46 protein-coding genes are annotated in these 24,001 nt (G+C 72.1%); 42 read left to right on the forward strand and 4 right to left on the reverse strand.

Annotated elements, in window-relative coordinates; all coding sequences use genetic code 11:
• Positions 1-17: 17 nt before the first annotated feature.
• Genes ACF1BE_RS19610 through ACF1BE_RS19620 form a run of 3 tightly spaced genes read right to left on the reverse strand, consistent with a single transcriptional unit; the run spans position 18 to position 2,483 of the window.
• A complete protein-coding gene (locus tag ACF1BE_RS19610) occupies positions 18-1,628 on the reverse strand; it encodes a recombinase family protein (protein WP_392200305.1) in 1,611 nt (536 codons plus the stop codon).
• A gap of 13 nt (positions 1,629-1,641) precedes the next feature.
• Complete coding sequence (locus ACF1BE_RS19615; RefSeq protein WP_392200306.1) at positions 1,642-1,953, reverse strand: hypothetical protein; 312 nt, start codon at positions 1,951-1,953, stop codon at positions 1,642-1,644.
• A gap of 59 nt (positions 1,954-2,012) precedes the next feature.
• Positions 2,013-2,483 carry a helix-turn-helix domain-containing protein gene (locus ACF1BE_RS19620; protein WP_392200307.1) on the reverse strand — a complete coding sequence of 157 codons (471 nt, stop codon included), beginning with the start codon at positions 2,481-2,483 and terminating at the stop codon, positions 2,013-2,015.
• A 242-nt stretch (positions 2,484-2,725) separates the two neighbouring features.
• On the opposite strand from ACF1BE_RS19620, the gene ACF1BE_RS19625 reads away from it, so the two are divergent.
• The 27 genes from ACF1BE_RS19625 (at position 2,726) to ACF1BE_RS19755 (ending at position 16,923) form a co-directional block, all read left to right on the forward strand.
• Positions 2,726-2,971 (forward strand): hypothetical protein, encoded by a 246-nt coding sequence (locus tag ACF1BE_RS19625; protein ID WP_392200308.1) that lies wholly within the window; start codon positions 2,726-2,728, stop codon positions 2,969-2,971.
• On the forward strand, positions 2,968-3,186 hold the full coding sequence (locus ACF1BE_RS19630) for a hypothetical protein (RefSeq protein WP_392200309.1): 219 nt from the start codon (positions 2,968-2,970) through the stop codon (positions 3,184-3,186). The genes ACF1BE_RS19625 and ACF1BE_RS19630 overlap by 4 nt, the downstream gene beginning before the upstream one ends.
• A 99-nt stretch (positions 3,187-3,285) precedes the next feature.
• Positions 3,286-3,642 (forward strand): hypothetical protein, encoded by a 357-nt coding sequence (locus tag ACF1BE_RS19635; RefSeq protein WP_392200310.1) that lies wholly within the window; start codon positions 3,286-3,288, stop codon positions 3,640-3,642.
• On the forward strand, positions 3,639-4,010 hold the full coding sequence (locus tag ACF1BE_RS19640; protein ID WP_392200311.1) for a hypothetical protein: 372 nt from the start codon (positions 3,639-3,641) through the stop codon (positions 4,008-4,010). The genes ACF1BE_RS19635 and ACF1BE_RS19640 overlap by 4 nt, the downstream gene beginning before the upstream one ends.
• Positions 4,007-4,672, forward strand: a complete 666-nt coding sequence (locus tag ACF1BE_RS19645; protein ID WP_392200312.1) for a hypothetical protein — start codon at positions 4,007-4,009, stop codon at positions 4,670-4,672. The genes ACF1BE_RS19640 and ACF1BE_RS19645 overlap by 4 nt, the downstream gene beginning before the upstream one ends.
• Positions 4,669-4,947 (forward strand): hypothetical protein, encoded by a 279-nt coding sequence (locus tag ACF1BE_RS19650; RefSeq protein WP_392200313.1) that lies wholly within the window; start codon positions 4,669-4,671, stop codon positions 4,945-4,947. Before ACF1BE_RS19645 ends, ACF1BE_RS19650 begins: the two co-directional genes overlap by 4 nt.
• A complete protein-coding gene (locus ACF1BE_RS19655; protein ID WP_392200314.1) occupies positions 4,944-5,429 on the forward strand; it encodes a hypothetical protein in 486 nt (161 codons plus the stop codon). The genes ACF1BE_RS19650 and ACF1BE_RS19655 overlap by 4 nt, the downstream gene beginning before the upstream one ends.
• A complete protein-coding gene (locus ACF1BE_RS19660; RefSeq protein WP_392200315.1) occupies positions 5,426-6,271 on the forward strand; it encodes a hypothetical protein in 846 nt (281 codons plus the stop codon). The genes ACF1BE_RS19655 and ACF1BE_RS19660 overlap by 4 nt, the downstream gene beginning before the upstream one ends.
• Before the next feature lie 18 nt (positions 6,272-6,289).
• The gene (locus ACF1BE_RS19665) at positions 6,290-7,357 is read left to right on the forward strand and encodes a hypothetical protein (protein WP_392200316.1); all 1,068 of its coding nucleotides are present in this window, start codon (positions 6,290-6,292) and stop codon (positions 7,355-7,357) included.
• Positions 7,354-7,536 (forward strand): hypothetical protein, encoded by a 183-nt coding sequence (locus ACF1BE_RS19670; protein WP_392200317.1) that lies wholly within the window; start codon positions 7,354-7,356, stop codon positions 7,534-7,536. The genes ACF1BE_RS19665 and ACF1BE_RS19670 overlap by 4 nt, the downstream gene beginning before the upstream one ends.
• Positions 7,536-8,351 carry an exonuclease domain-containing protein gene (locus ACF1BE_RS19675; protein WP_392200318.1) on the forward strand — a complete coding sequence of 272 codons (816 nt, stop codon included), beginning with the start codon at positions 7,536-7,538 and terminating at the stop codon, positions 8,349-8,351. Before ACF1BE_RS19670 ends, ACF1BE_RS19675 begins: the two co-directional genes overlap by 1 nt.
• On the forward strand, positions 8,348-8,812 hold the full coding sequence (locus tag ACF1BE_RS19680) for a phiSA1p31-related protein (RefSeq protein ID WP_392200319.1): 465 nt from the start codon (positions 8,348-8,350) through the stop codon (positions 8,810-8,812). The genes ACF1BE_RS19675 and ACF1BE_RS19680 overlap by 4 nt, the downstream gene beginning before the upstream one ends.
• Positions 8,809-9,441, forward strand: a complete 633-nt coding sequence (locus tag ACF1BE_RS19685) for a hypothetical protein (RefSeq protein ID WP_392200320.1) — start codon at positions 8,809-8,811, stop codon at positions 9,439-9,441. Before ACF1BE_RS19680 ends, ACF1BE_RS19685 begins: the two co-directional genes overlap by 4 nt.
• A complete protein-coding gene (locus ACF1BE_RS19690; RefSeq protein ID WP_392200321.1) occupies positions 9,438-10,589 on the forward strand; it encodes a DNA cytosine methyltransferase in 1,152 nt (383 codons plus the stop codon). Before ACF1BE_RS19685 ends, ACF1BE_RS19690 begins: the two co-directional genes overlap by 4 nt.
• On the forward strand, positions 10,586-10,861 hold the full coding sequence (locus ACF1BE_RS19695; protein ID WP_392200322.1) for a hypothetical protein: 276 nt from the start codon (positions 10,586-10,588) through the stop codon (positions 10,859-10,861). The genes ACF1BE_RS19690 and ACF1BE_RS19695 overlap by 4 nt, the downstream gene beginning before the upstream one ends.
• Entirely contained in the window at positions 10,861-11,304 is a 444-nt protein-coding gene (locus ACF1BE_RS19700) for a hypothetical protein (RefSeq protein WP_392200323.1), read from the forward strand. Before ACF1BE_RS19695 ends, ACF1BE_RS19700 begins: the two co-directional genes overlap by 1 nt.
• Positions 11,301-11,651, forward strand: coding sequence for a hypothetical protein (locus ACF1BE_RS19705; protein WP_392200324.1), 351 nt, complete (start codon positions 11,301-11,303; stop codon positions 11,649-11,651). Before ACF1BE_RS19700 ends, ACF1BE_RS19705 begins: the two co-directional genes overlap by 4 nt.
• 12 nt (positions 11,652-11,663) lie before the next feature.
• Complete coding sequence (locus ACF1BE_RS19710) at positions 11,664-12,443, forward strand: hypothetical protein (RefSeq protein ID WP_392200325.1); 780 nt, start codon at positions 11,664-11,666, stop codon at positions 12,441-12,443.
• Entirely contained in the window at positions 12,440-13,099 is a 660-nt protein-coding gene (locus ACF1BE_RS19715) for a hypothetical protein (protein ID WP_392200326.1), read from the forward strand. The genes ACF1BE_RS19710 and ACF1BE_RS19715 overlap by 4 nt, the downstream gene beginning before the upstream one ends.
• A complete protein-coding gene (locus ACF1BE_RS19720) occupies positions 13,096-13,305 on the forward strand; it encodes a hypothetical protein (protein ID WP_392200327.1) in 210 nt (69 codons plus the stop codon). The genes ACF1BE_RS19715 and ACF1BE_RS19720 overlap by 4 nt, the downstream gene beginning before the upstream one ends.
• 22 nt (positions 13,306-13,327) lie before the next feature.
• Positions 13,328-13,864, forward strand: a complete 537-nt coding sequence (locus ACF1BE_RS19725; protein ID WP_392200328.1) for a VUT family protein — start codon at positions 13,328-13,330, stop codon at positions 13,862-13,864.
• Complete coding sequence (locus tag ACF1BE_RS19730; RefSeq protein WP_392200329.1) at positions 13,830-14,483, forward strand: hypothetical protein; 654 nt, start codon at positions 13,830-13,832, stop codon at positions 14,481-14,483. The genes ACF1BE_RS19725 and ACF1BE_RS19730 overlap by 35 nt, the downstream gene beginning before the upstream one ends.
• 3 nt (positions 14,484-14,486) lie before the next feature.
• On the forward strand, positions 14,487-15,062 hold the full coding sequence (locus ACF1BE_RS19735; protein ID WP_392200330.1) for a hypothetical protein: 576 nt from the start codon (positions 14,487-14,489) through the stop codon (positions 15,060-15,062).
• Positions 15,059-15,262 (forward strand): hypothetical protein, encoded by a 204-nt coding sequence (locus ACF1BE_RS19740; protein WP_392200331.1) that lies wholly within the window; start codon positions 15,059-15,061, stop codon positions 15,260-15,262. The genes ACF1BE_RS19735 and ACF1BE_RS19740 overlap by 4 nt, the downstream gene beginning before the upstream one ends.
• Positions 15,263-15,292: 30 nt before the next feature.
• A complete protein-coding gene (locus ACF1BE_RS19745; RefSeq protein ID WP_392200332.1) occupies positions 15,293-15,478 on the forward strand; it encodes a hypothetical protein in 186 nt (61 codons plus the stop codon).
• Positions 15,475-15,900 (forward strand): hypothetical protein, encoded by a 426-nt coding sequence (locus tag ACF1BE_RS19750; RefSeq protein ID WP_392200333.1) that lies wholly within the window; start codon positions 15,475-15,477, stop codon positions 15,898-15,900. Before ACF1BE_RS19745 ends, ACF1BE_RS19750 begins: the two co-directional genes overlap by 4 nt.
• A gap of 102 nt (positions 15,901-16,002) precedes the next feature.
• A complete protein-coding gene (locus ACF1BE_RS19755) occupies positions 16,003-16,923 on the forward strand; it encodes a hypothetical protein (RefSeq protein ID WP_392200334.1) in 921 nt (306 codons plus the stop codon).
• A gap of 58 nt (positions 16,924-16,981) precedes the next feature.
• Here the strand turns inward: ACF1BE_RS19755 and ACF1BE_RS19760 are convergent, their stop codons facing one another.
• The gene (locus ACF1BE_RS19760) at positions 16,982-17,278 is read right to left on the reverse strand and encodes a helix-turn-helix domain-containing protein (protein ID WP_392200335.1); all 297 of its coding nucleotides are present in this window, start codon (positions 17,276-17,278) and stop codon (positions 16,982-16,984) included.
• 190 nt (positions 17,279-17,468) lie between these two features.
• Between ACF1BE_RS19760 and ACF1BE_RS19765 the strand changes: the two genes are divergently transcribed.
• The 15 genes from ACF1BE_RS19765 (at position 17,469) to ACF1BE_RS19835 (ending at position 23,973) form a co-directional block, all read left to right on the forward strand.
• On the forward strand, positions 17,469-17,744 hold the full coding sequence (locus ACF1BE_RS19765) for a hypothetical protein (RefSeq protein ID WP_392200336.1): 276 nt from the start codon (positions 17,469-17,471) through the stop codon (positions 17,742-17,744).
• Positions 17,744-17,869, forward strand: a complete 126-nt coding sequence (locus tag ACF1BE_RS19770; RefSeq protein WP_392200337.1) for a hypothetical protein — start codon at positions 17,744-17,746, stop codon at positions 17,867-17,869. The genes ACF1BE_RS19765 and ACF1BE_RS19770 overlap by 1 nt, the downstream gene beginning before the upstream one ends.
• A gap of 71 nt (positions 17,870-17,940) precedes the next feature.
• Positions 17,941-18,954: a hypothetical protein gene (locus tag ACF1BE_RS19775; protein ID WP_392200338.1), complete on the forward strand. Its 1,014-nt coding sequence runs from the start codon at positions 17,941-17,943 to the stop codon at positions 18,952-18,954.
• A 29-nt stretch (positions 18,955-18,983) separates the two neighbouring features.
• Positions 18,984-19,139 (forward strand): hypothetical protein, encoded by a 156-nt coding sequence (locus ACF1BE_RS19780; RefSeq protein WP_392200339.1) that lies wholly within the window; start codon positions 18,984-18,986, stop codon positions 19,137-19,139.
• Positions 19,140-19,151: 12 nt separating this feature from the next.
• The gene (locus ACF1BE_RS19785) at positions 19,152-19,733 is read left to right on the forward strand and encodes a hypothetical protein (protein ID WP_392200340.1); all 582 of its coding nucleotides are present in this window, start codon (positions 19,152-19,154) and stop codon (positions 19,731-19,733) included.
• Positions 19,730-20,311 carry a hypothetical protein gene (locus ACF1BE_RS19790; protein WP_392200341.1) on the forward strand — a complete coding sequence of 194 codons (582 nt, stop codon included), beginning with the start codon at positions 19,730-19,732 and terminating at the stop codon, positions 20,309-20,311. Before ACF1BE_RS19785 ends, ACF1BE_RS19790 begins: the two co-directional genes overlap by 4 nt.
• Positions 20,308-21,117 (forward strand): hypothetical protein, encoded by an 810-nt coding sequence (locus tag ACF1BE_RS19795; protein WP_392200342.1) that lies wholly within the window; start codon positions 20,308-20,310, stop codon positions 21,115-21,117. Before ACF1BE_RS19790 ends, ACF1BE_RS19795 begins: the two co-directional genes overlap by 4 nt.
• Positions 21,118-21,171: 54 nt before the next feature.
• On the forward strand, positions 21,172-21,357 hold the full coding sequence (locus ACF1BE_RS19800) for a hypothetical protein (protein WP_392200343.1): 186 nt from the start codon (positions 21,172-21,174) through the stop codon (positions 21,355-21,357).
• Positions 21,358-21,449: 92 nt separating this feature from the next.
• Complete coding sequence (locus tag ACF1BE_RS19805) at positions 21,450-21,596, forward strand: hypothetical protein (protein ID WP_392200344.1); 147 nt, start codon at positions 21,450-21,452, stop codon at positions 21,594-21,596.
• Positions 21,597-21,679: 83 nt separating this feature from the next.
• On the forward strand, positions 21,680-21,985 hold the full coding sequence (locus tag ACF1BE_RS19810) for a hypothetical protein (protein WP_392200345.1): 306 nt from the start codon (positions 21,680-21,682) through the stop codon (positions 21,983-21,985).
• Positions 21,986-22,082: 97 nt separating this feature from the next.
• Positions 22,083-22,346: a hypothetical protein gene (locus ACF1BE_RS19815; RefSeq protein ID WP_392200346.1), complete on the forward strand. Its 264-nt coding sequence runs from the start codon at positions 22,083-22,085 to the stop codon at positions 22,344-22,346.
• Positions 22,339-22,518, forward strand: coding sequence for a hypothetical protein (locus ACF1BE_RS19820; RefSeq protein WP_392200347.1), 180 nt, complete (start codon positions 22,339-22,341; stop codon positions 22,516-22,518). Before ACF1BE_RS19815 ends, ACF1BE_RS19820 begins: the two co-directional genes overlap by 8 nt.
• A 10-nt stretch (positions 22,519-22,528) precedes the next feature.
• Entirely contained in the window at positions 22,529-22,687 is a 159-nt protein-coding gene (locus ACF1BE_RS19825) for a hypothetical protein (RefSeq protein ID WP_392200348.1), read from the forward strand.
• A gap of 717 nt (positions 22,688-23,404) precedes the next feature.
• Positions 23,405-23,677, forward strand: a complete 273-nt coding sequence (locus tag ACF1BE_RS19830) for a hypothetical protein (RefSeq protein ID WP_392200349.1) — start codon at positions 23,405-23,407, stop codon at positions 23,675-23,677.
• A complete protein-coding gene (locus ACF1BE_RS19835) occupies positions 23,674-23,973 on the forward strand; it encodes an HNH endonuclease (RefSeq protein ID WP_392200350.1) in 300 nt (99 codons plus the stop codon). The genes ACF1BE_RS19830 and ACF1BE_RS19835 overlap by 4 nt, the downstream gene beginning before the upstream one ends.
• Positions 23,974-24,001: the final 28 nt, after the last annotated feature.

Below are 24,001 nucleotides of genomic sequence, written 5' to 3' on the forward strand. Positions count from 1 at the left end.
ATAACCCACCATGAGGATCACTCGGTGGTTCGCACCGACCAGCGAGGCGTGTCAGCAGCGGCAGGCGACCACACCGGCACGATGTCCGCGACGCCGGCCGGACGCAGCTCGATCCGGGCGATCAGCGTCCCGAGCAGCACCCGCTTAGACGTGACGCTGATCGTGTCCCACTCCCCGATGAGACCCGCGATCGTCTCGCGGAACGGCACCGGGGACGTGGGTCGCTCATCCTCTTGACCGAGGTCGTCGAGCTGCTGCTGCGCCTCGTCTCGCCGCCGCTGGTGCTTGGCCCGCGTCCGCAGGTACGTGTCGCGGTCGACATCGCCCTCGGTGTACGCCTCGAACCCACGCTCGATCGCACTGGTCGCCCGCTCGACTTCCTTCTGTAGGCGCTTCCTGGTCGCCTCCCGGTCGGGCTCGCGCTGCGGCGCCGGCTCGACGACCTGCCCGGCGACGATCGCGTCGATCTCGGCGCGCGTGTCGAGCAGCCACTCGTGCACGCGATCTTCGAGGACGCTGCGCGTGTGCCACACCGACTCGTGCTTGATCGCGGCGCGGGCCCGTGCGAGGCAGCGATACCCCTTGGCGGGTCGCTGCGCGCTGCCCGAGACGTGCGCCTTGCTGCCGCACAGCCCACACCAGATGAGCCCCGACAGGGGGTAGACCGGGGAGAGGGACCGCCGCGGTAGGGATCGCCGAGTCTCGCGCATCTCCCGGTACTTGTCCCAGACATCGCCGTCGATGATCGCCTGATGCTCGGCGGCGATGTGCACGTAGTGGGCCGGCTTCCGGCAGGTGGTCGGGTCGCCGCACACCGCCTCGGGGTTGTGGATGTGCAGCAGCCCGGCCGCGAAACCACTGTCGAGGTACAGGCGTACGGTCTGGTCCGACCAGCGTGATCCCCGGGCGTTGCGTACACCTAGGTCGTTCAGTCGGGCCGCGATCGGTCGGAACCCGACTGTCCCCCGCACGTAGTCGTGGTACGCGTCGTACAACAGCTCGGCCTCGTCGGGCAGTACCTCGTACCGCTCTTCCTGGAGGATCCACCCGCCGTGTCCGTCGGGTAGGCGCCGCGGGTGCCAGGTGTAGCCGAAGCGGCGGCCGCCGGACGACGGCAGCCCGAGCCGGCGGCGCAGCTCGTGTGTCTCCTTCCACTGCTCGCCGGCCCTGTTGCTCTCGAAGGTCGAGACAGCGAACAGCATGTCTCTGGTGAACCCGCCGACGGCTGTGCGTGCGTCGACTTCCTCGGTGGCGCTGATGAGTTCGCCGCCGGCGTCCTCGATCCGCGCGAGGTTGATCGCGACGCCGTGCCGGTTGCGGCCGAAGCGGCTGAACTTCCAGCTCCATAGCTCGCGCTCGGGCCGGCCGGGGTCCTCGATGATCTCGATCGCGCGCATCACGCGGCGCTTGAAGTTGCGGCCGGTCGCGTCCGGGTCGACGATCCACTGAGCCACGTACCGGCCGCGTCGGGCGGCCGCTTCCTCGACGACGCTCTGCTGAATGTCGACGCTGATCATTTCTTCGCGCCACGTGGAAACGCGGGCGTACCCGATAACGGGAATTAGGTCCGGCGCTTTTACGACCGACCGCGCCGCAGGAATGATTAGAGTTCCCCGCGAAGCTGGCATTAAACCCCCTACTTTATGCGCTCCCATTTCGGCGCATCTGGGGGGCGTGGCGGGCGACGGGTAGCCGCACAATGTCGGCGGCTCCCGTCGTCTCCGGGGCGTCTTCCGTTAGCGCTTCGAAACAGCGAGCCTTGTAGCCCATCTCTGCGTACTGCTGCCGCTCGCGCATGCTCATGCGGGCGAGGGTCGCCTGATGTGCCATGACGGCGTGCGTGTTGAGTCGGGAGGTCATGTGCAGGTGTAGGGCGGCGGAGCTGATCAGGGCCAGGGTGCCTACCCTGAACGTGGCAGCCCGGTCCGCGATGATTCCGTGCAGGGCCAGCACGATCCCCACAATCGCGCAAGCTCTGGCCAGAACGATTACTCTGCGCTCCCGCATTGCGTTTACCCCTCCGCGGCAACACCCCCCGCCGAGCTGTCGCCGCCGCTTGTGCCGTTTTTACGCCAACGCCTAAGCATGGTCACAAACCAGGCCCGATCCTCTTCGGGCACCCCTGCTGCGACTGCCACCTCTTCGGGTGTCAATCGCTTTCCGGACGATACCTCAGTCTGACCGATTTCCGGCGGTGGAAACAAGAAGTCGCCGGGGGCGGCTTTGCCCGCCCGGATCAGTAGCTCTTGCACTGAGATACCGGTTCCTCGCGCGAGGCTCAGGAGCGTCTCGTACGACACGGGCTGACCAGTCAGTAGGCGCGTCACGATGCCCGCGCTCAGTCCCGTGTCGCGGGCGAGCTTGGCCCGGCCGCCGCCGCGTTCGGAGAGGTCATAGCCCTGGTCGGTCAGTACGCCTGTAAGCCAGGCAAGCCACTCGGGCCGGCCCTCTGTGCTCTCTTGATCATGATCTCGTCTCCGCATGCGCGCAGGCTACCGCCACCGGAAGGCGGGGAAGCCAACTTTCCACTAGTGGAAGTACACGTCAAGTAGTTCTGTGTACAACCTTCGGCCGTCGCTGCACGTCGCTTCCGCACTCGAACGCATGTACGCCGTCCGGGGCCGGAAAAAAATCTTCCCCACTTCCAGTAGTGGAACTTCCAGTGATGGAAGGAACGTGCTAGCTTCCTTCCATCAATCGAACTTCCACTACTGGAAGGCAGTCGATGGACACCATCGTCCTCAAGGTCGCGGACTTCCTGACCGTGGCCGGCGCCCGCGGGCACGCCACCTACGAGCAGCAGGCGGCGGCGACTCGGCTCGGCATGGGCACCCTGCACCGACTCCGCAACGGCGGACCCGCCAGCCCGACCGCGATCGCCCGCATCTGCACGACGTACGACGTCGCGTTCGACGACGTGTTCGCGTTCGACACGGCCACGGCTCGGCGGGTGAAGGAGCCGGCCGCATGAGCGCCGACACGCCGTCGCTGATCCGGGCCCGCGCCATCCGCGCCGCCGCACAGGCGCTGGTCGACGCGGTCGCCGAGCGCGCCGCCCGCACCCCCCGCGCAGCGGCCGAGGCTGCGTACTACCCCGGTCACCCGCTCGGCTCGGTCGAGGCGATCGAGGCCGAGATCATCCGCCGCCGCGCCGCCGAGGCCGGCGAGCAGCGGCCGGCGGCGTAGCCACACGACAAAGGGGGCCGTCCCGCAACGGCCAAGCAGCGGAACGACCCCGGGGCGCCGAGCCCCATCCATCCCGCGAGAGAAAGTGAGGCCGACGCCGTGAGCGTTCAGCCTACCGAACACCCGCACACCCTCACGGGCTCCGACCTGACGGCGGTCAACGAACTCGCCGTGCGGTCGATGCTCGACTACCTGCCCCTTCCCGCTGCGACCCTGACGCCGCGCCCCGACACCGTGCACATCACGGTGACGAGCGCGAACGACCTGTCGCGGTGGATGTACGACCTCGGCGGCCGTATCGAGCAGAGCGGTGGCACCGCCGGCGTCGCGCTGTGGACGCTGCACACCACGACGCCGCCGCGAGGCGACGGCTCGACGGTCTCGATCCGCGTGCACGCCACCGTCGTTGACGGCGACGACGTCCTCACCGGCATGCGTCCGGGGGGCACCCGATGACGACGCCCCCGAACACGCCCGTTGACGGGCCGTTCCGTATCACCGTCGAGCCGATCCCGGCCGGCGTGACCCTCGACGTCGAGGCGTTCGTCGCTCACGTGGTGTCCGGCGTCGTCGAGACGCTGCTCACCGACCGGTACGCCGACCGGCTCGACGCGCTGCACGAGCAGCGGCCGCGTGACCCGCACCTGATCGAACGGTCGAGCGATCTGCCGTTCGAGTCGCTGGTCGCCGACCTGGTCGCCGAGGTGTCGACGCGGATGCCGGTGTACGGCATGCAGGCGCTGCGCCTCGCTGCCCGGATCGAGCAGCTCGCCGCGCCGGCCGTGGCCGGGCTGCGCGCCGCCGAGGGCGGTGCCGCCGCATGAAGCAGACGTACCGCGACGAGTGGCGGGTGCTGGTCACCCTCACGCCGCGCCGTCCCGCCGACCTCGGGCTGACCGGGCTCGACGACCTCGCCGAGGTCGTCGCCCCGAGCGGACCCATCACGGTCGCCGTGCTGCCTCGCCGACTCGGCAAGCTCGCGGCCGGGATGTCCGTGCCCGACAGCATGATGAGCCGGGACATCGAGGGCGACTACCGGCGCCGCTGCGAGGACATCGCGGCCGAGCTGCGGCAGCGCCCGCAGGTCGCCGAGGTCACCGTGACGTGCACCGAGACGCACACGTGCTCGCACTGCCGACTGCGGTGGGAAGTGCTGACCGCCGACGAGGCGGCCGACCCCGCGTGTTGGCAGGACGAACGCAGCGTCGAGGGCGAGCCGGTGTGCTGCGACAGGGCGATCGCCGAGTTCCGGGCCGAGCGGGGTATCCCGCCGCTGGCTGGCTCGAACATCGTGCCCGACATGACGCCGGGCGCCTGCACGCATCAGTGCATGGCGCGGCACCTCGGCGGCGACCCGTCCCGATGGTCGTGCCTGCGGTGCGGGCTGGAGGTCGGCACGCGCGGCGTGGGCCCGGACCGCCCGGAACACCCGCTCTGGCCTGCCGAGGTAGTGCCCGGGGTCGTCGAGGCGGGTGAGACCGCGTGAGCGCCCTGCACAACGCCCGCCGCGCGGCCGCAGAGGCGCTGCGCGAGTACGACCTCGACGGGCTGCCCGAGTGGCGGCTCGCCGCCGACGACTACACCGGCCGGACCGAGCCGCAGTGCATCGCCCCTGTCTGCCCCGACGAGGGGCACGAGCGGGTCGACGCGAGCGTGTACGAGTGCTGCCCCGGCCCGGTCGTCGAGGTCGGCGACCGGCTGCTCGCCGAGTACCTGGTCGCGCTGCTCAACGACGACCGCGAGGCGGGTGAGCCGTCATGAGCGCACGCGACGAGGTACACGCCGCCCTGAGACGGGCTGGATACGGGGTGCCCGGCGCCGACCGGCTGCTCGACCGAGTCGAGGCCGCGGCAGTCGCGTACGCCGCGGGACGCCCGGTAAACGAGACGCTCCTGAAGGCACGCGAGGCGGCCGCAGACCTGTTCGAGTCGGAGGCCGGCGAGCGTCGTCCGATGTGGCGGGTCGTCATCACCGACAGCGAGTCGCCGACCGGGATCGCCCCGGTGTGCACGGCGACGGGCGACAACGACGAGCACGCGAAGTTCGACCACATCGGGCGGCCGATGCGGGACGTCGAGGGTGTCTACGGGTGTTGTCCCGACCCCGTCGTCGAGACGTACTCAACGGTCCTCGCCGCGTACCTCGTCGAGCTGCTGAACGCCGACACCGAGGTTAGTGGGAAGAGCAGCCGCGCCGCGGCCGATGCCACTCACGAGCCGGCGCAGGCGGGCGGCGCGCAGTGACCGACCCGAAATGGGCGAAGGCAACCGAGCGGGGCCGGTACTACACCGACCCCGCCGGGGGCCCGGACCTGATCAGTGTCACCAACGTGCTGAGCAGCATCGCGAAACCCGCACTTACCCCGTGGGCGGCCGGCATCACCGCCGACGCCGTCATCGCCGACCCGATCACGATCGCGCGCCGGGCCCGGACCGAGCCGGCCGCACTGCGGAAAGACCTTGTGGCCGTGCACCGGCTGGCCACCGAGCGGGCGCAGCACCTGGGCAGCCGCGTCCACAACCGGGCGCAAGCCATGGTGCTCGGCGTGCCGTACCCGGCCGACCCCGAGGTCGAGCCGTTCGCGCAGCAGCTCGCCCGATGGTTCCGGCTGTGGCGCCTCGACCTCACCGAGGACGTCGAGGCGGTCGAGACGACCGTCATGCACCGCCGCTACGGCTACGCCGGCACCGGTGACCTGTGGGTGTGGCTGCCGACCGGCCGGTTCCGGCGGCGGCAGCTGTGGCTCGTCGACTACAAGACAAGCGGGGTGAAGCCCGACGGCACGGTGAAACCGGACGACACGGTGTACGACGAACAGCCGTTGCAGCTCGCCGCGCTGCGGCACGCGCCCGAGTGGCTGCTGCCGGACGACACGACCGAGCCGGCGCCTCGGGTGCACCGTACGGCGCTGCTGAACCTGCGGCCGCGTGGTCACCGGCTGATCGAAGTGCCGTCCGGCCGTGAGCAGTTCCGGGCGTTCCTCGGTGCCGTGCGCACCGCCCGATACCTGCACCGCGCGCCGAGCGCGTACCCGGCGGTCGTACCGCCGTGGGCGCCGGGCGCCTCCGAGCGAAAGGCAGCGTGACCCGTGGGATCGCGCATCATGACCATGAAGCGGCAGGCGGCCGAACTCGGCCGTATCCGCACCGGCAGCAGCCGGCCCCATCAGGACCCGAAAAAGAAGCGGGTGCCGGTCAAGTCTCAGACGTTCATTCTCAGCAGCCACTCGCGCGATTACGTCGCTGCGGCCGCCGATCTGTACGGCGGCACGGTCGAGCAGTGGACGCCACAGGGACAGGACGTCGCGCAGTGGCGTGTGATCACCGAGGCACGCGAGTTGCGGGCGATCCTGCCCGCCGGCGACCCGCTCGACCAGTCTTACGAGATGTGGTCGGGCGGCGGATGCTCGCGGCGCTGCGACGGCGAGTTCGAGCGGATCCGGCGGGAGCCGTGCATCTGCCTCGCACGGTTCGGCGAGGACTGGCACGAGCGACCGGCCGACCAGGTGTGCCGCCCGACGTCCCGTATCAACGTGATGTTGCCCGACCTGCCCGACCTCGGCGTGTGGCGGCTGGAAACGAAGTCGTATTACGCGGCCGACGCGCTCGCCGGCGGGCTCGACACAGTGCTGCAAGCAACCGGCGGTAAGGGGATGATGCCGGTCCGCATGTGGATCGAGCAGCGCACGGCGGTCCGTCAGGGCAAGACGAAGCGCTTTCAGGTCGTCATGGTGGTGCCGTCGCTGCCGAAGTTGAGGCACGCGCTCTCGGGCCCGATCAGCACGGCGGCCGCGCTGGACCCGAGCAGCCTGGATCGGCCGGCGATCGAGGCAGCGCCCGCCGCGGTGCCCGACTACCTCGCCGACGCCCGCGCCTGCCGCACGGCGGCCGAGGTCCGCGAGGTGTGGCACCGGGCGAACCGGGCCGGGCACGTCGCCCGGGACGGGTCCGACGAGCTGTCGCAGGCGCTCATGCAGATCGCCCGGGATATCGAGCAGGGCATCGACCCGCGCACGGGCGAGATCGGCGACCAGGACGACGACGAGCCGGGCCCGGACGACGACGGCGCGTACCCGGCCGAGGTCGTCGAGGACGACGAGCCGCCCGTCGCGGACCCGGCGTCCGTGTCGTGGCCGGCGGCCGCGCAGCCCGGATCGGGGGGCCGGCCGTGACCAATCTCAGCGACCTCCGCGACCGAGGCGTCACGGTCACCGGCACCGCCCTGAGTGAGAAGCAGTGCGCGGCGGCGGCCCGGCTCGTGAAGCGCAACGCCCGCGACGAGGACGACGCGCAGGAGCTGCTCGAAGCGCTCGGGCTCGCCGCCCCGGTGGAACACCGGGAGGCGTCCTGATGTGGCATCACAGCAGGTTCGCCGCGTTCGACCTGGAGACGACCGGCGTCGACGTTGAGACGGACCGGATCGTGACCGCCGCCGTGCACGGGCTCGGCGGTGGCCTGCCGGTCGAACCGCACGACTGGTTCCTGAACCCCGGCATCGAGATCCCCGAGGGCGCGACCGCCGTGCACGGCATCACCACCGAGGAAGCGCGCACGAAGGGCGAGCCCGCGCCGGACGCCGTCGACCACATCGCCGGTGTCCTGGCCAAGCAGGTTCGCGCCGGGGCGGTCGTTGTCGGGCACAACATCGCGTACGACCTGACGCTGCTCGACCGCGAGCTGCGCCGCTACGGGCTGTCGACGCTGTCCGCGCGGCTCGGATTGCACCCGCTGCACGTCATCGACACCCGCGTGCTGGACAAGCACGCCGACACGTTCCGCAAGCGGCCGTCCAAGACGCAGGGGCCGCAGCAGCTCATCACACTCGCGCAGGTCTACGAACTGCCGTGGGACGACGACGAGGCGCACGGCGCGTCGTACGACGCGGTGATCGCGGCCCGGGTCGCGTACCGGATCGGAGCGCTCGCGCACATGCCGCGTGCTGAGTGGCCCGAGCGGATCCGGCAGATCCGCCGGCCGCGGTACGGCGACTTCTGTGGGCTGTCGGTCGCCGAGTTGCACGCCGCACAGATCGAGTGGGCGGCCGAGCAAGCGGCCGGGCTGCAAAAGCACTTCCGCAAGACCGACCCGGGCGCCGTCGTCGACGGCGCGTGGCCGCTGCGCCCGTGGGTCGAGCCGACCACCGAGCCCGAGGGGGCGCCCGTATGACCGAGCAGCACATCATCGGATTCGACGTCGGCCGTGATGGTGCCCCGGCGATCGTCGTAGTGGTGCAGCGCGACGGCTCGCACACCGTGCGCACCGACGGCGTGTGCAAGATCCTCGCCGCCGAGTTTCTGCGCGGCATCGCCGACCGGCTGATCGCCGAGCACGGGCCCGGACTGTGCACCCCGGAGCCCGAGCCCCGGCGGCCGGCCGAGGATGAGCCGGCGGACCCGTACGCCGGTCGCCTCGACCGCGAGCGGGGCGTGTGGCGGGATCCGCGCGGCGACTCGTGGGATCTCACGCTGACGTGGCTCGACCAGACCGGGAGCACGTGGCGGTGGCACGGCACGGCCGGGCTCGGCGGCGAGCCGATCCTGCGGTGCGAGGACGGCGAGGCTCAGCCGCTCAACGTGCTGCGTGCCCTGTACGGGCCGATCATCCCGGTGTCGGGGGGTGCAGCATGACGACGATTCCCGGACTGCTCGCCCCCGGCGGGATCAGCCTCGGCAACCACCGCACCACCCCCGCCGGGTTCCGTGTGATGGGGCTCGACCTGTCGATCGCCTCGACGGGCGTGTGCCTGCCCGACGCCACGACGTACCGGATCAAGACGCGTGCGAAGGATGGAGACCGCCGGCTGCTGCACGTCCGCGATGACATCGCCGACGACCTCGCGGCGTGCCGGCCGCACCTCGCCGTGATAGAGGATCTGCCGACCAAGATGCACGCGACCGCGTTGAAGATCATCGGCAAGTTGCACGGCGTCGTCGTGGGCGCGCTGCTCGACGCCGAAGTGCCGTACGCCTACGTGCCGCCGGCGACGCTCAAGCAGTTCGCCGCCGACAAGGGCAACGCCACCAAACGGGAGATGGCCGACGCCGCGTACCTCGCGGCTGGCGTCGAGTTCCCCGGCGACCTGAACGCAAAGGGCGAGGGCGGCGACATGTGCGACGCGTGGTGGCTGCGCGCGGCCGGGCACGACTGGTGCGGGCTGCCCCTGTTCGACATGCCGCAGGCGCAGCGCGACCGGCTGAGCAAAGCGGATTGGCCGGACGCATACGTGCAGCGGTACGTGATGGGGGCCGCAGCATGAGTCGCCGCGCCGCGCCCGGCGCCACGCTCCCCGGAACGGCCGTCGCCCCGCTCCGCCCCACGCTTGACGACATCATCCGTGCGACCGCCCGCCCCGTACCGCCCGTCCCCGGGCAACAACCGCTCGCCGCCGACGGGCCGCTGACCGGTTCGTTCTGTACCGGGTATGGCGGGCTCGACCAGGCCGTGCAGGAAGTGTTCGGTGGCTCCCTCGCCTGGGTGTCGGACGTCGACCCGGGCGCGTGCAAGATCCTCGCCCACCGGCACTCGGACGTGCCGAACATCGGCGACCTGACCGTCGCCGACTATCAGCAGATCGTCGAAACGTACGGCCGCCCCGACATCGTGTGCGGCGGCTACCCCTGTCAGCCGTTCTCCCTGGCCGGCGAGCTGAAAGGAACCGATGATGAACGGCACCTCTGGCCCCACATTGCCCGTGCCCTTGGGGTTCTACGACCCCGCTACGCGGTCTTTGAGAACGTCGCGAATCACCTTCGACTCGGCTTCGACACTGTCCTGCGCGACCTTGCCGACCTCGGGTTCGATGTTGAATGGGACGTTGTACGCGCGGACGAGGTCGACGCGTGCCATCAGCGCCGCCGGCTCATCATCCTCGCCACTGCTGCCGACGCCCCGCACCTCGGACACGAACGGGGTGGGCGCGCACGGGGAGGGCGGTCCGGACCTCCGGACGGTGGTGTCCCTGCTGCCGACGCCGGCAGCGGCAGACTCCGCACGCGGGTTCAACCCGAACCACGACGTGAAGACCGAGACCAGGAACGCAGGGGCGACGCTGGTGGACGCGGTGTCCCTTCTACCGACCCCGACGGCCGCCGACGGGGACCGAAACAGCCCGACGTACCCGCGGGGGAACCCGACGCTCAGTGGGGCCGTTTCGCTCCCGCGATCGCACGGTGGGAAGCGGCGACCGGCCGCCGCGCCCCCTGGGCAACTGACGATCGAGGTCGACTGAGCCCCGAGTTCGTCGAATGGATGATGGGGCTCGACGCCGGCCACGTCACCGCCGTTCCGGGCCTCACCCGCACCCAGCAGCTCAAGGCGCTCGGTAACGGCGTCGTACCCCAACAGGCGGCCGCAGCGCTGCGCATGCTGCTCGCCCGGTCCCGCGAGGGGCAGCGCGCGGCATGACCACCGGGCTCGGGCCGACGGTCGGCAGCCCGCATCCCGGATACGGGCTGCGGGTCCGGTTCGACAGCAAGGCGCTGGATCTCGCGGCTGCCGACTACATGTGCCCGTGCGGACGCGCCGAGGACGCCGTCGGCTACGACGCGGTTCAACAGCTCGTCGTCCGGTTCGGACGTCACCAGCGCGACGACTGCCCGATCCCCGAGATCCGCACGGCGGCCGCCCGCCATTACGCGGCCCTACAGCACTCGCTCAGCAAACGACGGAGGAAGTAATGCCCAAGCTGGACAAAGACGCGGCCGTCGAGGTCAAGCTCGACTCGGCTGCCGCGATGCTCGAAGCGTCGTTGACCGAGGAGCAGCGCCGGGGCCTGTTCGAGCACCCCGGCATGTGCGTCGTCGTGATCGCCGAACTCACCTCGGTCACCTACACCGGGCACGCGAAGAACGAGGACAAGCCGGCGCAAGTCAAGCTGCGCATGACGCTCGTCGAGGCAGCACGCGACGACGAGCAGACCCGGCAAGTGCTGGAGGTCATGCGCGCGATGTGGCGACGCCGCGAGATGGACAACACCCTCGACGAGATCGGGCCCGGCGGGACGGTCGTCGAGGACGCGGTCGCCGAGGCCCTCGCCCATCACCCGACCGAGCCCGAGTACGAGGCGCATCAGGAGATGAAGCGCCGCCGGCGCGGGACGCGAGTCGAGCAGTTCGGATGACCAGGCGCCCGAGCAGCAGTGGCGGCGCACGCCAAGTGCGCTGCCGCTGCGGCCGGCCGGTCCTGCGGCAGCTCGTCGGGCTCCGGGCCGCGCTCGACGTCACCGCGGACGCCGGCCCGTTGACCGCCGCAGCGGCCGCCGCGCTGCGGGAACCGAACCGCCTCGACTGGTGCGTGCGGACCAGGAAGGACGGGCCCGACCTCGCGTGGGTCGACCGCAGCCACCCGGCCGACTGCCCCCGCCCGCACGTGATCGACCACCAGTGCACCGCTCCGCCGGCCGGCCCGCCCCGGCGCCGCACCACCCGTCAGCCCCCGGTCGCCGAGGGTCAGCTCACCCTCGGATAGGTAGGAGTCCCGATGTCATGGTTCGCCGTTGACGACAACGCATGGGCACACCCGAAGTTCACCGCCGCGGGTAATGCGGCGCTCGGGCTGTGGCTGCGCTGCGGCGCGTACGCGGCGCAGCATCTGACAGACGGCATCGTGCCCGGCGTCGTCGTCCGCATGTGCAGCGGCACCCCGGCGCAGGTGCGGAAGCTGGTCGCGGCCGGGCTGTGGCACGAGCACGGGCACACCTGCCCGCACCCGCGGTGCGCGCAGCCGGCGCCGGGCGACTACTACATGCACGACTATCTCGCCCCGTACAACCCGACCCGACGCGAGGTCGAGGCGCGCCGTGCCCGCGAGGCGGATAAGAAGCGCCGGTACCGGGAGGGTGGCGCGGCGGGCCGGCAGCTCCCCCTCGACGACGCCGACCCGGGGCCCGGGGAGGACGCCGGCCGGGACGCCCCGCCCCCGGGTCGCCCGCCGCGGCGTGCCGCGCCCGAGGCGCCGATCCCTGCTGACTGGCAGCCGTCCGACGAGGACGTGCAGGCGGTGCAGCTCGCCCGCGCCGATGCCGGTCTGCCGCAGCTCACGCCGCAGCAGCTCGCCGCGGTGACCCGCAAGTTCGTGCGGCGCATGACCGACGACCGCGTGCAGGCGGCCGCGTGGGGCGGCCGGTGGCGGCAGTGGGCGGAGACCGAGCGCACCGAGCCGGCCGGCGGCGTCGTCGTGCCCCTGCCGGGCGCCATGACCAGGTCACAGCAGCAGCGGGCCGGCCTCGACCGGCTGCGCAACGGAGGACACAGCGCATGACCCTCGACGACACGATCGACCTGCTGTCGCAGATCGCCCTCGTCGACGACCGCGTCGTGAAGGTGGACGAGGCCGAGCAGCGGGCGCAGGTCACGATGTGGGCCGCGGTGCTGCGCGACGTGCCGCTCGCGTTCGCGGGTGAGGCGGTCGGCCGGCACTACGCCGAGTCGGCGTGGCCGATCATGCCGCGGGACATCGCCGCACGGTGGCGCGACCAGGTACGCGACCGCCTCGGCCGTTCGCTGGGCACATTCGAGCCGACCGATCACCCGCACATCGACCCGGACGACGACAAGGGCGACGCGTACGTCGCCGCACTGCGGGCGCAGCGCCGCGCGATCGCCGGCGGCACAGACGAGCCGGTCGGCCTGCGCGAGTTGCTGCCCGCCGTCGGCAGTCGGCTCGGCGGTGGCCGGGCCGCTGAACTCGTGCCCGCGAACGAAACGTTCCGCGAAGTGAAGGCGCAGCACTACCCCCGCCGCGAGCAGCCGGCCGGCCCGCCCGAGCGGGCCGTGCACTGCCCGGTGTGCGGCGCCTCGGCCGGCCGACCCTGTCGGCTGCGCGGCAGCGGTCGAACCATGACCGGAACCCACCCGTCACGCCGCGACGTGTACGACGCGCAGCGCACTACCGACCCCCAGGGAGGCACGTTGTGAGGACCCGACCGCTACTCGCCGAGGCCGTACCCGACGGCACGTTCGGCGGCGCCCGACCCCGCCGCGGCGAGGAGCCGCGCCGCGGCCCGGACCCCGACGCGGCCCGGCACCTCGCCGAACTCGCCGCCGCGGTGCGGGAGATCGACCGAGCACACGGCTACGGCGTGAACAACCGCTACCGCCGCCCCGCCCCGCCCGCCGCCTGACCACCCAACAAGGAGAAATCACATGCCCCGCCGAAAGATCGCGGCGCTCGCGGCGTACGTCCTCGCTATCGTCGCCGCGAACTGGCTCACAAGCCGGTTCGGGCAAGTCCACTTGCCCGGCATGGCACTCAAAGTGACCGCCGGCACCTACGCCGCCGGTGCGGCGCTGCTGCTGCGCGACGTCGTGCAGGAGGTGTGCGGCGCCCGATGGGTGTTCGTCGGGATCGCGGCCGGCGCGCTGCTGACCGCGTGCACGTCGCCCTCGCTCGCCGTCGCGTCGACCGTCGCATTCCTACTCGCCGAGCTGCTCGACATGGCCGTGTACACCCCACTGCGCAGGCGAGGTTGGGCACGCGCTGCGCTCGCCTCGGGTTGCGTCGGCGCCCTCGTCGACACCCTCGTGTTCTTGTCCATAGCCGGATTCCCGCTCACCACGGCGAGCGTCGGCGGGCAACTCGTCGGCAAACTCGCGTGGGCGACCGCGCTACCGGTCGCCGCCGTCCTCGCCGTCCGCTGGGTGCGTCATGGTTCTGTACTTCGCCACCCCGTCAACGCCTGACGTGCGGCGCGTCATGGAGGCCGGCGAACTCGGGTGCATGACGACGCCCAAGCAAGGCAACCGCGTGCCCGACGGGTGCCTGATCGGCGCGGATAACGGGTGCTTCGCTAAGGGCGGTAAGGGATACCCCGGCGATGATCGGTGGCTGGACTGGCTCGACAGCCGGGTCGACAGCTACGGGCCCGACCGGTTCGCGTTCGCCGTCGCTCCCGACGTGCCGTTCGACGCTGACGGCACGCTGCGCAAGTCGCTGCCGCACCTCGCCCGCATACGCGAGTTGGGCATACCGGCCGCGTTCGCCGCGCAGGACGGATGCGACGCCCTTGGCATCCCGTGGGACGACTTTGATGTGCTTTTCCTCGCCGGATCCTGTGGGCGCGGTACGCCGAACTGGAAGATCGGTCCGGTCGCCGAGCGTCTGTCACGCGAGGCCAATGAGCGCGGCAAGTGGGTCCACATGGGGCGCGTCAACTCGCTCGAACGGCTGCGGATCGCCGAATGGTTCGGCTGCAAGAGCGCCGACGGAACGTTCATCGCGTACGGCCCCGACAAGAACCTGCCGAAGGTTCTCCGCTGGTCCGACGCACTGCACCGCACCCCCTCACTCTTTGGAGGTTGACCCATGACCGACCAGCCTATGACCGCCGTCGAGGCGCTGCTGCAGTTCACCCGCGCTCACGTCGACGACGCCGCCGCGCAGGCCCTCGTCGACGAGGCCACCCGCGAACTGACCGGCCGTACCGTGGTCCGGCCCGAGCAGCAACTCGCCCCCCGCCGGTTCGTACTCCGACGCCACCAGGACATATCCGGGGTCAGCGGGCTCGGTGACGTCGCCGACGGCGTGCTGTGGCCCGACGGGACCGCCGCCGTCCGCTGGCGGGGCGAGCACCCGAGCGTCGTGTACTGGGACCGCGGCCGGGTGTCCGTCGAGCAGATCCACGGGCACGCCGGGGCGACCGAGATCGTGTGGCTCGACCAGGACGACATGCCGCCCGCGACCACGACCGCCGGCGCGGGCGAGGTATCGCGGGTCGTCCGCCGCATCCTCGACCACGCCCTGCGCCGGCCCGTGCCGTGCCCGAAGTGCAAGCGCACGTCACCGTGCCGGTGCGGCGTCGACCGCGGCGAGGCGCGGGTCGACGTCGTGCTCGGCGCGCTCGCGCCGTGGCTCATCACCGGTACCGGTGAGGCGGCATGAGTACGTTCGATCACGACGACCTCGCCGACCTCGACGCCGACGACGTCGAGCAGCTCGCCGCCCTGTCCGACGACGAACTCGCCGACGCCCTCGACTGCCTGTACGAGCGGAACCCGCTCACCGGCTACAGCACCCCCGTGACTCGGCCGAGCAAGCCGCGAGCGATCGGCCGACGCGTCGTCGACCTGCCGCCCCTGTAACCCGCCCCGTCCACACCCTGTGAGGAACCCGTGACCGGACCGTCCAGCAACCCGCGCGGCGAGCACACGCCGCGCCCCGGCATCACGTGGGCGACGGAACTCGCCCGCACCGAGCGCCTCGTCGACGACGACGCCCCCGACCCCGCCCCGCCGAACCGTGCCACCCGCCGCGCCCTCGCCCGCGCGCGCCGCAGGAAAGGAGGCGCCACATCATGAGCGCCGCACTGCTCGCCGCGGCGGGCGCCGCGCTGCTCGCCCTCGGGTACGGGCTCGGCCGGTACCGGCCGGCCCGCCGCACCTCCGATTGGGCGCACTGGGAGGCGGCCGGACGCCGGCCGGCACGGCACACCGCCCGATGGTGGGTGATGTACACGATCCTGTCGGTCGAGGAACTCGGGTGGCTGCTCGCGCACCCGGTGCAGGCCGCGCATGCGTGGCGGCACCGCAACGACCCGCCGCCCCCGCGCGGCCCGGCCCTGCGGTTCGACCCCGAGTGGGCCGCGAAGCGTCGCGCCGAGTGTGGCCCGGAGTGCTCCGAGCAGCACACCTACGCCTACCGGTGCGCACTGCGCCCGACGATCCTCACCACCCCGCTGACGATCCTCGGCGTCGACGCCGAGCCCGATACCCATCGCTGACACGACGGCGGGGCGCCCCATGCCGGCCAGCACCCGGGCGCCCCGCCACCCCTTCGCGGTGTGATCAGCCTACGCCCCACCCGCATCACAGGAGCGACCACCATGCAGCACACCGCCCGCCCCCGCAGCACCCGCGATGACCTGCAAGCCATCGTCGACCACTGGGACCACCTGCGCGCCCTGCTCGACACCCGCCAGACCACCGACGGCACGTGGCCGCCCACCACCGGCTACGGCCAATACATGCGCGCCCTTGAGGAGCACGACGCCGCCGAGGTCGCCGCCGAGCGGTCCCTCGCCGAGGCGATCGCGCACGCCGTCCACCACCCGCAGCGCCTCGTTACCCGCCACGACGAGCACGGCCGCCCCCAGTACGTGTGCCAGCACTGCGACCACACCGGCGAGGGGATTCCGCACCCCGTCCGTGAGGAACGCAACCCCGAGCAGCTCGGCGAACGGCCCGTGCCGCTGCGTCTGCACGTCGCCGACGCGAGCCGTGCGATCGAGATCGCCCTGTGCGCCCTCGCCGACGAACTCGCCGCCCGCGACGCCCTCGACCCCGCCGACTGGTACGGCCGGGACCGGGCGCAGCGCACCGCCCCGGCCGCGGCCCGGTGGCTCATGAGCCGGCTCCGCACCGAGTCGTGCTGCCCGACGCACGACGCCGAGCAGGACCGTATCGCCCGGTACGCGCGGGAGGCGGCCGACCGCCTCGACCGTGTCGTCGGGCTGCGGCGGGCTGCGGCGGTGCTGCCCGGCATGCCGTGCCCGTGGTGTGGCGGGGACCTGGTCGCGCACACCGAGGCGGGCGTGATCGTCCGTATCACCTGCGGTACGGGCCTGGTCGACTGCACCGCCCCCGTACCGTTCGACGTCGACCAGCGGGCGCGGGTGTGGTCGACGCCCGAGCAGCTCGCCGTGCTGCGGCGTGCGTTGGGTGATGCGGCGCGGCGCCGCAAGCGAGCTGAAGCGAGGGCGCGGCAGCGGGCTGCGGCGCGTAACCGACACGACGCCGCGGCGTAGTCCCGGACAGCGCGACGCCCCCCTCACCGCTGCTGGTGAGGGGGGCGTCGCTGTTGGTCTACGCGTCGGGTTCAGCCTTCGCTTTCTTCCCGCGTTCGCCGGCCTCGATCTGTTGCACCCGGGTCAGGGATACGCCGAGTTGCTTCGCGATTTGTCGATAGCTGATGTTCCGGGCGCGCATGTCCGCGACCGCCGCCTGCCGGATTCGCCGCAGTCGCGCTTGCTGGTCGGGCAGTTCGGCGAGCAGTCGGCCCGCGCGTCGCGCCCGCTCGGCGGGGTCGCCGAGCGCTTCGAGCGAGTCAACCGCTTCGAGCACGATCTGCACCTCTCTTTCGTCGTCCGGCTGGTCGGTCAACGCTGTCCCCTTCCTGTCGGGGCGCGCTTCACAGTGGACACCGTACAGCGGGCGCTGTACGGTGTCCATCGTCCGCTGTACGGCGGATTGAGCGCCTTACCCGTGCTCACCTGCAAAGCGGCCCCGGTCGGTGTGTGAAGGCCCGACCGGGGCCGTGCCCAACGCCCTGCCGTGAACAGGAGAGTCAGACGTGACGAATCGTACCGACGCACCCCCCGCCTTACAGGACCCGGACCAGCCGCACCCCGCCCCGGTCCTGCGCCTGATCGGCATCGCCGGCCGGCTGCTCACCGAGGTCGAGCCGACCGCCGAGTTCGCCGAGGGCAACCGCCTCTCCCTCGCCTGGCAGTTGACCGGCGACGGCGCCGACGCGCTGCGCGGCGAGCTGCTCGCCCGTATGCCGCGCCTCGAACAGCCGGTGACCCGCGGCGAGTACGCGCTGCGCCTGCGACGGGCGGCGGCGTGATGAGCGGACAAACCTGCACCGGCTGCAACGGCGCCGGCGGCCGCGTCGAGGACACCTCGGCCGACGGCATCACCCGGCAGAACTGGAAGAGCTGCACCGCCTGCGGCGGCACCGGCACCCGCTGACCGCCCCTGTACCGGCCGGGCCCGCGTCCCCATGGCGGGCCCGGCCCCTCGCCCCGCACCGGAGAGACACCGTGAAGCGACACCACCCCGGCCCCCAAGTGCCGTACTCGATCGGCGGGAAGACACACATGGTCGCCCCGCCCCGTCCGACGCTGCCCCGCAGCCTCGACCGGATTCTGCTCGGCGTGATCGTCGCCGCCTGCACGCTGCTGCTCGTCGCCGTCATCGTGTGGGCGACCGCCAACATCGGCGCCCTGCTCGCCGGCATGGTGGCGCCGTGGGCCGCGTACGGCGCGGCGTCCGCGTTCAATGTCGCGTGGATCATCTGCCTCGGCCTCGAATGGGTCGATCGGCACAACCCGCAGCAGGCCAAGGGGCCGCGCCGGGCGGGATGGATGTTCCTCGCCCTTGAGATGATCGCCGTCGGCGTGCACGGCCACCGCGAGGGCGCCCTCGCGGTCGGTGTTGTCGGCGCCGTGGTCTCCGCGATCGTCAAGACCGTCTGGACGCTGCTGTTGCGCCGGTACGCGACGCCACTCGACCCGATGACGCAGCAATGGGCCGACCAGGAACGGGCGCAGCTCGCAGCCGAGCGGGGCCTGTTGCACGTCCAGGCAGACGCCATGCATGCTCGCGCGCAGCTCGTCGAGCAGCGGGCCGCGCTCGGGCTCGACGGCGTCCCGTACCGCCCGGTGCCGCAGCTTGAGGCGGCGCCCGCCGCAATGCCCGCCGCACCCCCTGCGGCGCCCGCCGCAACACCTGTTCCCGCAGGCCACGTGTACGGCGCCGCACCGGCCGCCGCACCCGTCGAGGACCCGGTGCAGCTCGCCCGCATCATCGACGCCGCACTCGACCGCGACGGGCTGAACAAGGCTGACATGGTCCGCGCGGTCATCGGTGCCGCTCCCCATCTGAAGGCCCGTGAGGTCGCCGAGGCGATCGAGACCCGGCGCGGCGTGAAGATCGGCGCCGGGTACGTGCGGACGATCCGCACCGGCCGCGCCAAGCCACCGGCCGCGCCGCCGGCCGCCGGCGCCGGGCTGCCCGCCGCGGACCGTGGACACACCGCCGGGCCCTACCTGTGACCGAGCCGCAGCCCGAGAGGGGCCCCGTCATGCGCGCGCTGCTCATCCTCGCTGCCGCCGCAACCGTCCTGGCGATCGTCTACCTCGCGCCGCGCCTGCCGTACCGGCGCATCGCCCGCGCCCTGCTCGTCGCCGTCGCCGTCGGGCTGCTGCTCGCCTCGTACGCGCTGTCCATCCTGATCTGAGGGATCTCCGTCATGCCCGAGCCGATCACCCCGACCCGGATCATCCCGGCCGGCGGCCCGCTGCCCGCCCCGGCCGCCCCGCCCCCGCCGACCCCGCCGCGGCCGCCCGCCCCGCCGGCTCCGCCCGATGACTGGTGGGACCGGCCGGCCCGCCCCGTCCCTCCCCCGCCGCCGGCTCCGGTGGTCCCGTCCGCGCCCGACATCATCGTGCACGCCTCGATCCGCCTGCCCACGGTCGACGAGCCCGAGCCGGCGCGCGGCGTCCGGTGGTGGGAGACGTTCCGGATCGGCTACAACCTCGCGTGCGCCGCCGCCTCATGGCCGCTCGCCCATCTGTGGGCCGGCGTCCTCGCCGACGCCCGTACCGAGGCCGGGATCGCTGGCGCATGGGTGATCGCGCTCGTCCCGCTCGGCGTCGTCGCCCTCGTCGACAACGTGCACGCCGTCACCGCGGCGAACGCCGCGCCGCGCCTGTGGCTCCCCCGTATCAGGGCCGCCGCATCCCGTGTGGCGCTGTGGGCGCTGCTGATCGGCACAGCCGTCGCACTGCCCGTCATGACCGTCGTCCACATCGTTACAGGAGTCCACTCGTGATCACCCTCGCCGCCGGGCAGTTCACCGCCGGCACCCTCAGCACCGCCGGCCTCGCCGTCGGCGTCGGGCTGCTCGCCGTCGAGCACGTGCGATGGTGGCGCGGCGGTGGGGGCGCGGCCGCGGCCGGTGGCGGCCCCGGCGGGGGCGGCGCGAAGGACCCGAAGGTGTTGATCCCGTTCTGGTTCGGCGTCACCTTCGGGACGCTCGCCGTCGCCTGCCCGGCCGGCATGCTCGGCACCGGCGCCGGTGTCCTGCGATGGGGTGGCAACGGGCTCGGCGGGTGGGTCATGTCCACCATGACCGGCCAGCACGCGACCGCCGTCGCGAGCGCCTCCGCGCCCGCCCTCGACCAGTACGGGGCCGGGATCGTGACCGCGCTCGTACTCGTGCTGTGGAGCCTGCGGAAGACGTTCGCTAAGGCGCTCAAGGGGAAGTGGTGGCGCGGCGTGTGGGCCGGCACGCTGCTCGCGATCGGCACCGGCACGTTCGCGATGGTCGGCGACCTGGTCGTGCCCAGCACGAACGAACTCGGCGCATGGCTGGTCAATGGCATCGTGCATGGGTCGCTGCTGTCGTGAGCACCGCACCGACCACCATGCAGTGGATCCGCAGCGCGGCGCAGCGCATCAGCCGCGGCTCGGGGCGCCTCACCCTGCTGCTCGCCCGCCGCATCACCCGCCGCGGCACCGCACGGCTCCGCGCATGGGGGAGCAGCGTCACCGGGTGGCTCGGGCAGGCGTCCGGGCTGGAGTGGCTACTCCGCGCCGGCTGCCTCGTCGTGCTCGGGCTCATCGTCCGGCACGTACTGCTCGCCGTCTCGCACGGGCTGCTCGACCGGGCCGACACGGTCGCGGCCCGGCTGATGTGGCCGGCGTCGATCGTGTGGGTCGCCATCGCCTACCGGATCGGCCGCGAGGACTGGAAGCCGCGCGCCGAGCCGACACCGGCCGACAGCAACCCCGGCGAGGACGACGACCAGGGCGAGCCCGAGGACGCCGTCGAGCACACCCCCGCCGGCCCGCCGCTGCCGACCCGCGAGCAGCTCGCCGAGGCCCTCGCCGAGGTGGGCACACCGCACGCTCACATCGCCGCCCTGGCCGAGTACCTGGGCACCACCAGCGAGCGGGTACGGGCCGCCCTCGACGGGTGCGGCGTGGTGGTCGAGCCCGTGCGGATGCGCGGCCGCGGCTCGTCGACCGGCATCAAGGGCGGTTCCCTCCCCGCCCCGGGGCGGCCCCTGGACGCCGTTGTTACCCCAGGTCAGCCCGCCAACAACAACGACAACAACGCGACGACGCTCGCCGTCGACGGGCGCACCCTGCTGATCACCGACGACGTCGACAACCCGTACCGGCACCACGTGCACTACCTCACGAAGGGATGACCCCTGACCGCGCGATACGCCTACCTGATCACCCGCACCGACACCGGTCGCCGCATGAGCCGCGGAACGCTCACGCTCGTCGGCGACGACACCGCCAAGCTCGCCGCCGCCCTACTCGCGCAGAACCGCGCCGAACACTCGTACTACGACGGGCCGCGCCGCTGCTCGGTCTGGCCGCAGCCGGCCGACACCCCGATGCCGGACACCGCGCCCGTCACCGCCGAGCACTTCGACGGCTGATCCCACACATGCCCCGAGGGCGGGCCGCATCCGCCAAGACACCGGCCCGCCCCCGGTCACCTATCCCGCTCACGAGACAGGAGACACCCATCATGGCACCGCTCGGTTTCCCGAAGCCGATCAGCAAGGACGACCCGCGCCTCAAGGGTCACGAGACGGACTACAGCGCCTCGCGCGGTGGGTGGTTCAAGAGGGAGCCGCGGCCGGTGCCCGGCACCCCGAAGCGGCCGCAGCAGTAGCGCCACACCACCCCGCCACACTCGACCATCTGGCAGGCTGGGTCAGCCCTACCGGCCCGCGCCGCAGAACACCGGAGGAATCCTTGACCGACCACACCGGCCCCCAGGGCACACAGCCGCGTGCACGGCGCCCGTACGGATACCGGCCGCGCCTCGTACCCACAGCAGCGGGGTACGCGCTCGGCGAGCTGATCACCATGTACGGCGACGGCGAGATCGACCTCGAAACGATCGCCCGGATCCTCACAGCGTCCGACGTCGACGGCCGCACCATGGAGCACAACGCCGGCGGCGCACTCGACGCGCTGCACGCGCAGGGCGAGATCAGCGACGACACGTATCGACGCGTGCGGGACGCCGTCGAACGGGCCGGCGGCGACACCGAGTAGCAACGCCCCGCCACACCTGCGCCCCGTACCGCCACACTCGCGGTACGGGGCGCCGCTGCGAGATGATCCGGACGCGCCACACCAACGGAGGATCCACATGGCCTATCTGACGCCCGAGCAGGCCGCCGACCGGCTCGGCATCGCCGACGAGAACGTCGAGGTGTTCGTGCGCCTCGTCGACGCACTACGCACCCCCGAGGCGCGCGCCGCCGAGGTGACCCGGCTGCGCGCCGACCTCGACGCCGTCGACGAGGCGCTCATCGAGGCCGGCATCACACACCCGCTCGGCGCCCGTGGCGTGCGCGACCTCGTCGCCATGCTGCGCGCCACCCGCGACGCGGAAGGGACAACCGGTGCCTAAGAAGATCGAGCACGTGCCCGCCGGCAAGTTCCTCACCCTCGACGAGATCGCCGCATTCGTCGCCGACGCCTACGCGGCCGGTGCGAAGGGCAGCGACGTCCCGCACGGGCGGCTGTCGTTCGGCGGCAAGGTGCGGCAGCTCGTCGTGACCGTCGACGAACCCGAGCAGTGAGAGCGATCCCATGACGCACCCGATCACCCGCGCTGCGCACTCGGCGCGCGCTACGGCAGGCGAGCTGTTCCGCGGCGCACAGGCCGGCGCCGGTTACGCGCTGGACCTGTTCGGTCCGATCGGACTCGCATCGCTGGTCGCCGGCACCGTGATCCTCCTACGGCTGTGAGTAGGCGACACGACACCTCGCACGACGCCCCGTTCGGCACCTTGCCGGGCGGGGCGTACTCGTGCTCGCAGGGACCGCAACCACCCCGCATGGATATCGAGTTGATAACGGTTCGAACCGGCCAGTAGCCCCCTGCCGCACCCTCCGCCACGCCCCCGGATCGCTGCATTCCGCAAGCATTCTCCGCACGAACTGACGCCAAACTGAACGCAGTTCGACGCCAGACTGAGTGCGAAACGAATCCAATCTACGGGCATCACCGCAGGTCACCGCGTTCTGTCCCCCGGGGACTCCCCGGTCCCTCGCGCGCGCGTGGTCCCCTCCCCTCCCCTCCACTAGGGGGTGGCTGTAGAGAGAGACCCCACCGGTAGTAGCAGGCGCGCCGAGCCGCTCTCTCAGCCGCCACCCCGCTTGCAATCCCGCCGAACCTGTCGCACTCTGGGGCCCAAGTTCGCCGTGCCCAGACACCGAACGACAGACCACACGACGCCCCGCAGGCCACCGCCGCGGGGCGCTCGTCATTCCCCCACACGGCCGGCCGGGCATCCCACCCTCGACCGGCACGGCGCCGCCCACACCGAGGCGGCGCCGCCCACACCCCGCGCAGTGCAGGCACCCACACGATCAAGTGCGGGTCGCTGGCTGCGCCCCCTGCACTGCGCGGCACCACCCCCCGGCCCATCGACGCCTCACCCCCGGACGGGAGGACACCGCCCCATGCGCGTACGCCTGTCCGACGGGACACGCGAGGTCGAGGTCGAGGCAGACACCGGCCCGAAGGACGACACCGCCCGATCCCTCGCGCTGCTCGCAGACACGGCACGCCGGCTGTACGAGACGGTCGCACCGCCGACCGCACCGGACCGGCCGACACCATTCGGCTACGGCCGCGACCTCGACGGCATCAGCCTCGACGCCACCACCGAACGAGCCGAGCCGTACGACGACGGCCGCGGCGACGAGTACGACGACGACGAGGGCAGGCAGTGAGCGGCGGATGGGCCGGCAGCACACGACGGCACGAGCTGCCCGACGACTGGCCCGAGCGCCGCGCCTACGTCCTCGCCCGCGACGAGTACCGCTGCCGCTGGCACGAGGACAGCACCGTGTGCGGCCGCGCCGCCACCGACGTCGACCACATCAGGCCCGGCAACGACCACCGGCCCGAGAACCTGCAAGCGCTGTGCCGCGACCACCACGCGCTCAAGAGCAGCCGCGAGGGCAACGCGGCCCGCTGGTCGGTGCGCATGCGCCGGCCGGCCGAACGGCACCCGGGACTGATCTGACCCCCCGAGGCTCTGTACGGCCGCCTGC

This window comes from Streptomyces sp. NPDC014991 (assembly GCF_043080665.1).
Classification (GTDB): Bacteria; Actinomycetota; Actinomycetes; order Streptomycetales; family Streptomycetaceae; genus Streptomyces.

Excerpts from the sequence above, each read along its gene's own strand:
- ACF1BE_RS19610 (WP_392200305.1), bottom strand. The coding sequence starts at position 1,628 with ATGCCAGCTTCGCGGGGAACTCTAATCATTCCTGCGGCGCGGTCGGTC.
- ACF1BE_RS19620 (WP_392200307.1), bottom strand. The coding sequence starts at position 2,483 with ATGCGGAGACGAGATCATGATCAAGAGAGCACAGAGGGCCGGCCCGAG.
- ACF1BE_RS19625 (WP_392200308.1), top strand. The coding sequence starts at position 2,726 with ATGGACACCATCGTCCTCAAGGTCGCGGACTTCCTGACCGTGGCCGGC.
- ACF1BE_RS19630 (WP_392200309.1), top strand. The coding sequence starts at position 2,968 with ATGAGCGCCGACACGCCGTCGCTGATCCGGGCCCGCGCCATCCGCGCC.
- ACF1BE_RS19640 (WP_392200311.1), top strand. The coding sequence starts at position 3,639 with ATGACGACGCCCCCGAACACGCCCGTTGACGGGCCGTTCCGTATCACC.
- ACF1BE_RS19645 (WP_392200312.1), top strand. The coding sequence starts at position 4,007 with ATGAAGCAGACGTACCGCGACGAGTGGCGGGTGCTGGTCACCCTCACG.
- ACF1BE_RS19655 (WP_392200314.1), top strand. The coding sequence starts at position 4,944 with ATGAGCGCACGCGACGAGGTACACGCCGCCCTGAGACGGGCTGGATAC.
- ACF1BE_RS19665 (WP_392200316.1), top strand. The coding sequence starts at position 6,290 with ATGACCATGAAGCGGCAGGCGGCCGAACTCGGCCGTATCCGCACCGGC.
- ACF1BE_RS19675 (WP_392200318.1), top strand. The coding sequence starts at position 7,536 with ATGTGGCATCACAGCAGGTTCGCCGCGTTCGACCTGGAGACGACCGGC.
- ACF1BE_RS19680 (WP_392200319.1), top strand. The coding sequence starts at position 8,348 with ATGACCGAGCAGCACATCATCGGATTCGACGTCGGCCGTGATGGTGCC.
- ACF1BE_RS19685 (WP_392200320.1), top strand. The coding sequence starts at position 8,809 with ATGACGACGATTCCCGGACTGCTCGCCCCCGGCGGGATCAGCCTCGGC.
- ACF1BE_RS19690 (WP_392200321.1), top strand. The coding sequence starts at position 9,438 with ATGAGTCGCCGCGCCGCGCCCGGCGCCACGCTCCCCGGAACGGCCGTC.
- ACF1BE_RS19695 (WP_392200322.1), top strand. The coding sequence starts at position 10,586 with ATGACCACCGGGCTCGGGCCGACGGTCGGCAGCCCGCATCCCGGATAC.
- ACF1BE_RS19700 (WP_392200323.1), top strand. The coding sequence starts at position 10,861 with ATGCCCAAGCTGGACAAAGACGCGGCCGTCGAGGTCAAGCTCGACTCG.
- ACF1BE_RS19705 (WP_392200324.1), top strand. The coding sequence starts at position 11,301 with ATGACCAGGCGCCCGAGCAGCAGTGGCGGCGCACGCCAAGTGCGCTGC.
- ACF1BE_RS19710 (WP_392200325.1), top strand. The coding sequence starts at position 11,664 with ATGTCATGGTTCGCCGTTGACGACAACGCATGGGCACACCCGAAGTTC.
- ACF1BE_RS19715 (WP_392200326.1), top strand. The coding sequence starts at position 12,440 with ATGACCCTCGACGACACGATCGACCTGCTGTCGCAGATCGCCCTCGTC.
- ACF1BE_RS19725 (WP_392200328.1), top strand. The coding sequence starts at position 13,328 with ATGCCCCGCCGAAAGATCGCGGCGCTCGCGGCGTACGTCCTCGCTATC.
- ACF1BE_RS19730 (WP_392200329.1), top strand. The coding sequence starts at position 13,830 with ATGGTTCTGTACTTCGCCACCCCGTCAACGCCTGACGTGCGGCGCGTC.
- ACF1BE_RS19735 (WP_392200330.1), top strand. The coding sequence starts at position 14,487 with ATGACCGACCAGCCTATGACCGCCGTCGAGGCGCTGCTGCAGTTCACC.
- ACF1BE_RS19740 (WP_392200331.1), top strand. The coding sequence starts at position 15,059 with ATGAGTACGTTCGATCACGACGACCTCGCCGACCTCGACGCCGACGAC.
- ACF1BE_RS19750 (WP_392200333.1), top strand. The coding sequence starts at position 15,475 with ATGAGCGCCGCACTGCTCGCCGCGGCGGGCGCCGCGCTGCTCGCCCTC.
- ACF1BE_RS19755 (WP_392200334.1), top strand. The coding sequence starts at position 16,003 with ATGCAGCACACCGCCCGCCCCCGCAGCACCCGCGATGACCTGCAAGCC.
- ACF1BE_RS19770 (WP_392200337.1), top strand. The coding sequence starts at position 17,744 with ATGAGCGGACAAACCTGCACCGGCTGCAACGGCGCCGGCGGCCGCGTC.
- ACF1BE_RS19780 (WP_392200339.1), top strand. The coding sequence starts at position 18,984 with ATGCGCGCGCTGCTCATCCTCGCTGCCGCCGCAACCGTCCTGGCGATC.
- ACF1BE_RS19785 (WP_392200340.1), top strand. The coding sequence starts at position 19,152 with ATGCCCGAGCCGATCACCCCGACCCGGATCATCCCGGCCGGCGGCCCG.
- ACF1BE_RS19800 (WP_392200343.1), top strand. The coding sequence starts at position 21,172 with ATGAGCCGCGGAACGCTCACGCTCGTCGGCGACGACACCGCCAAGCTC.
- ACF1BE_RS19805 (WP_392200344.1), top strand. The coding sequence starts at position 21,450 with ATGGCACCGCTCGGTTTCCCGAAGCCGATCAGCAAGGACGACCCGCGC.
- ACF1BE_RS19815 (WP_392200346.1), top strand. The coding sequence starts at position 22,083 with ATGGCCTATCTGACGCCCGAGCAGGCCGCCGACCGGCTCGGCATCGCC.
- ACF1BE_RS19825 (WP_392200348.1), top strand. The coding sequence starts at position 22,529 with ATGACGCACCCGATCACCCGCGCTGCGCACTCGGCGCGCGCTACGGCA.
- ACF1BE_RS19830 (WP_392200349.1), top strand. The coding sequence starts at position 23,405 with ATGCGCGTACGCCTGTCCGACGGGACACGCGAGGTCGAGGTCGAGGCA.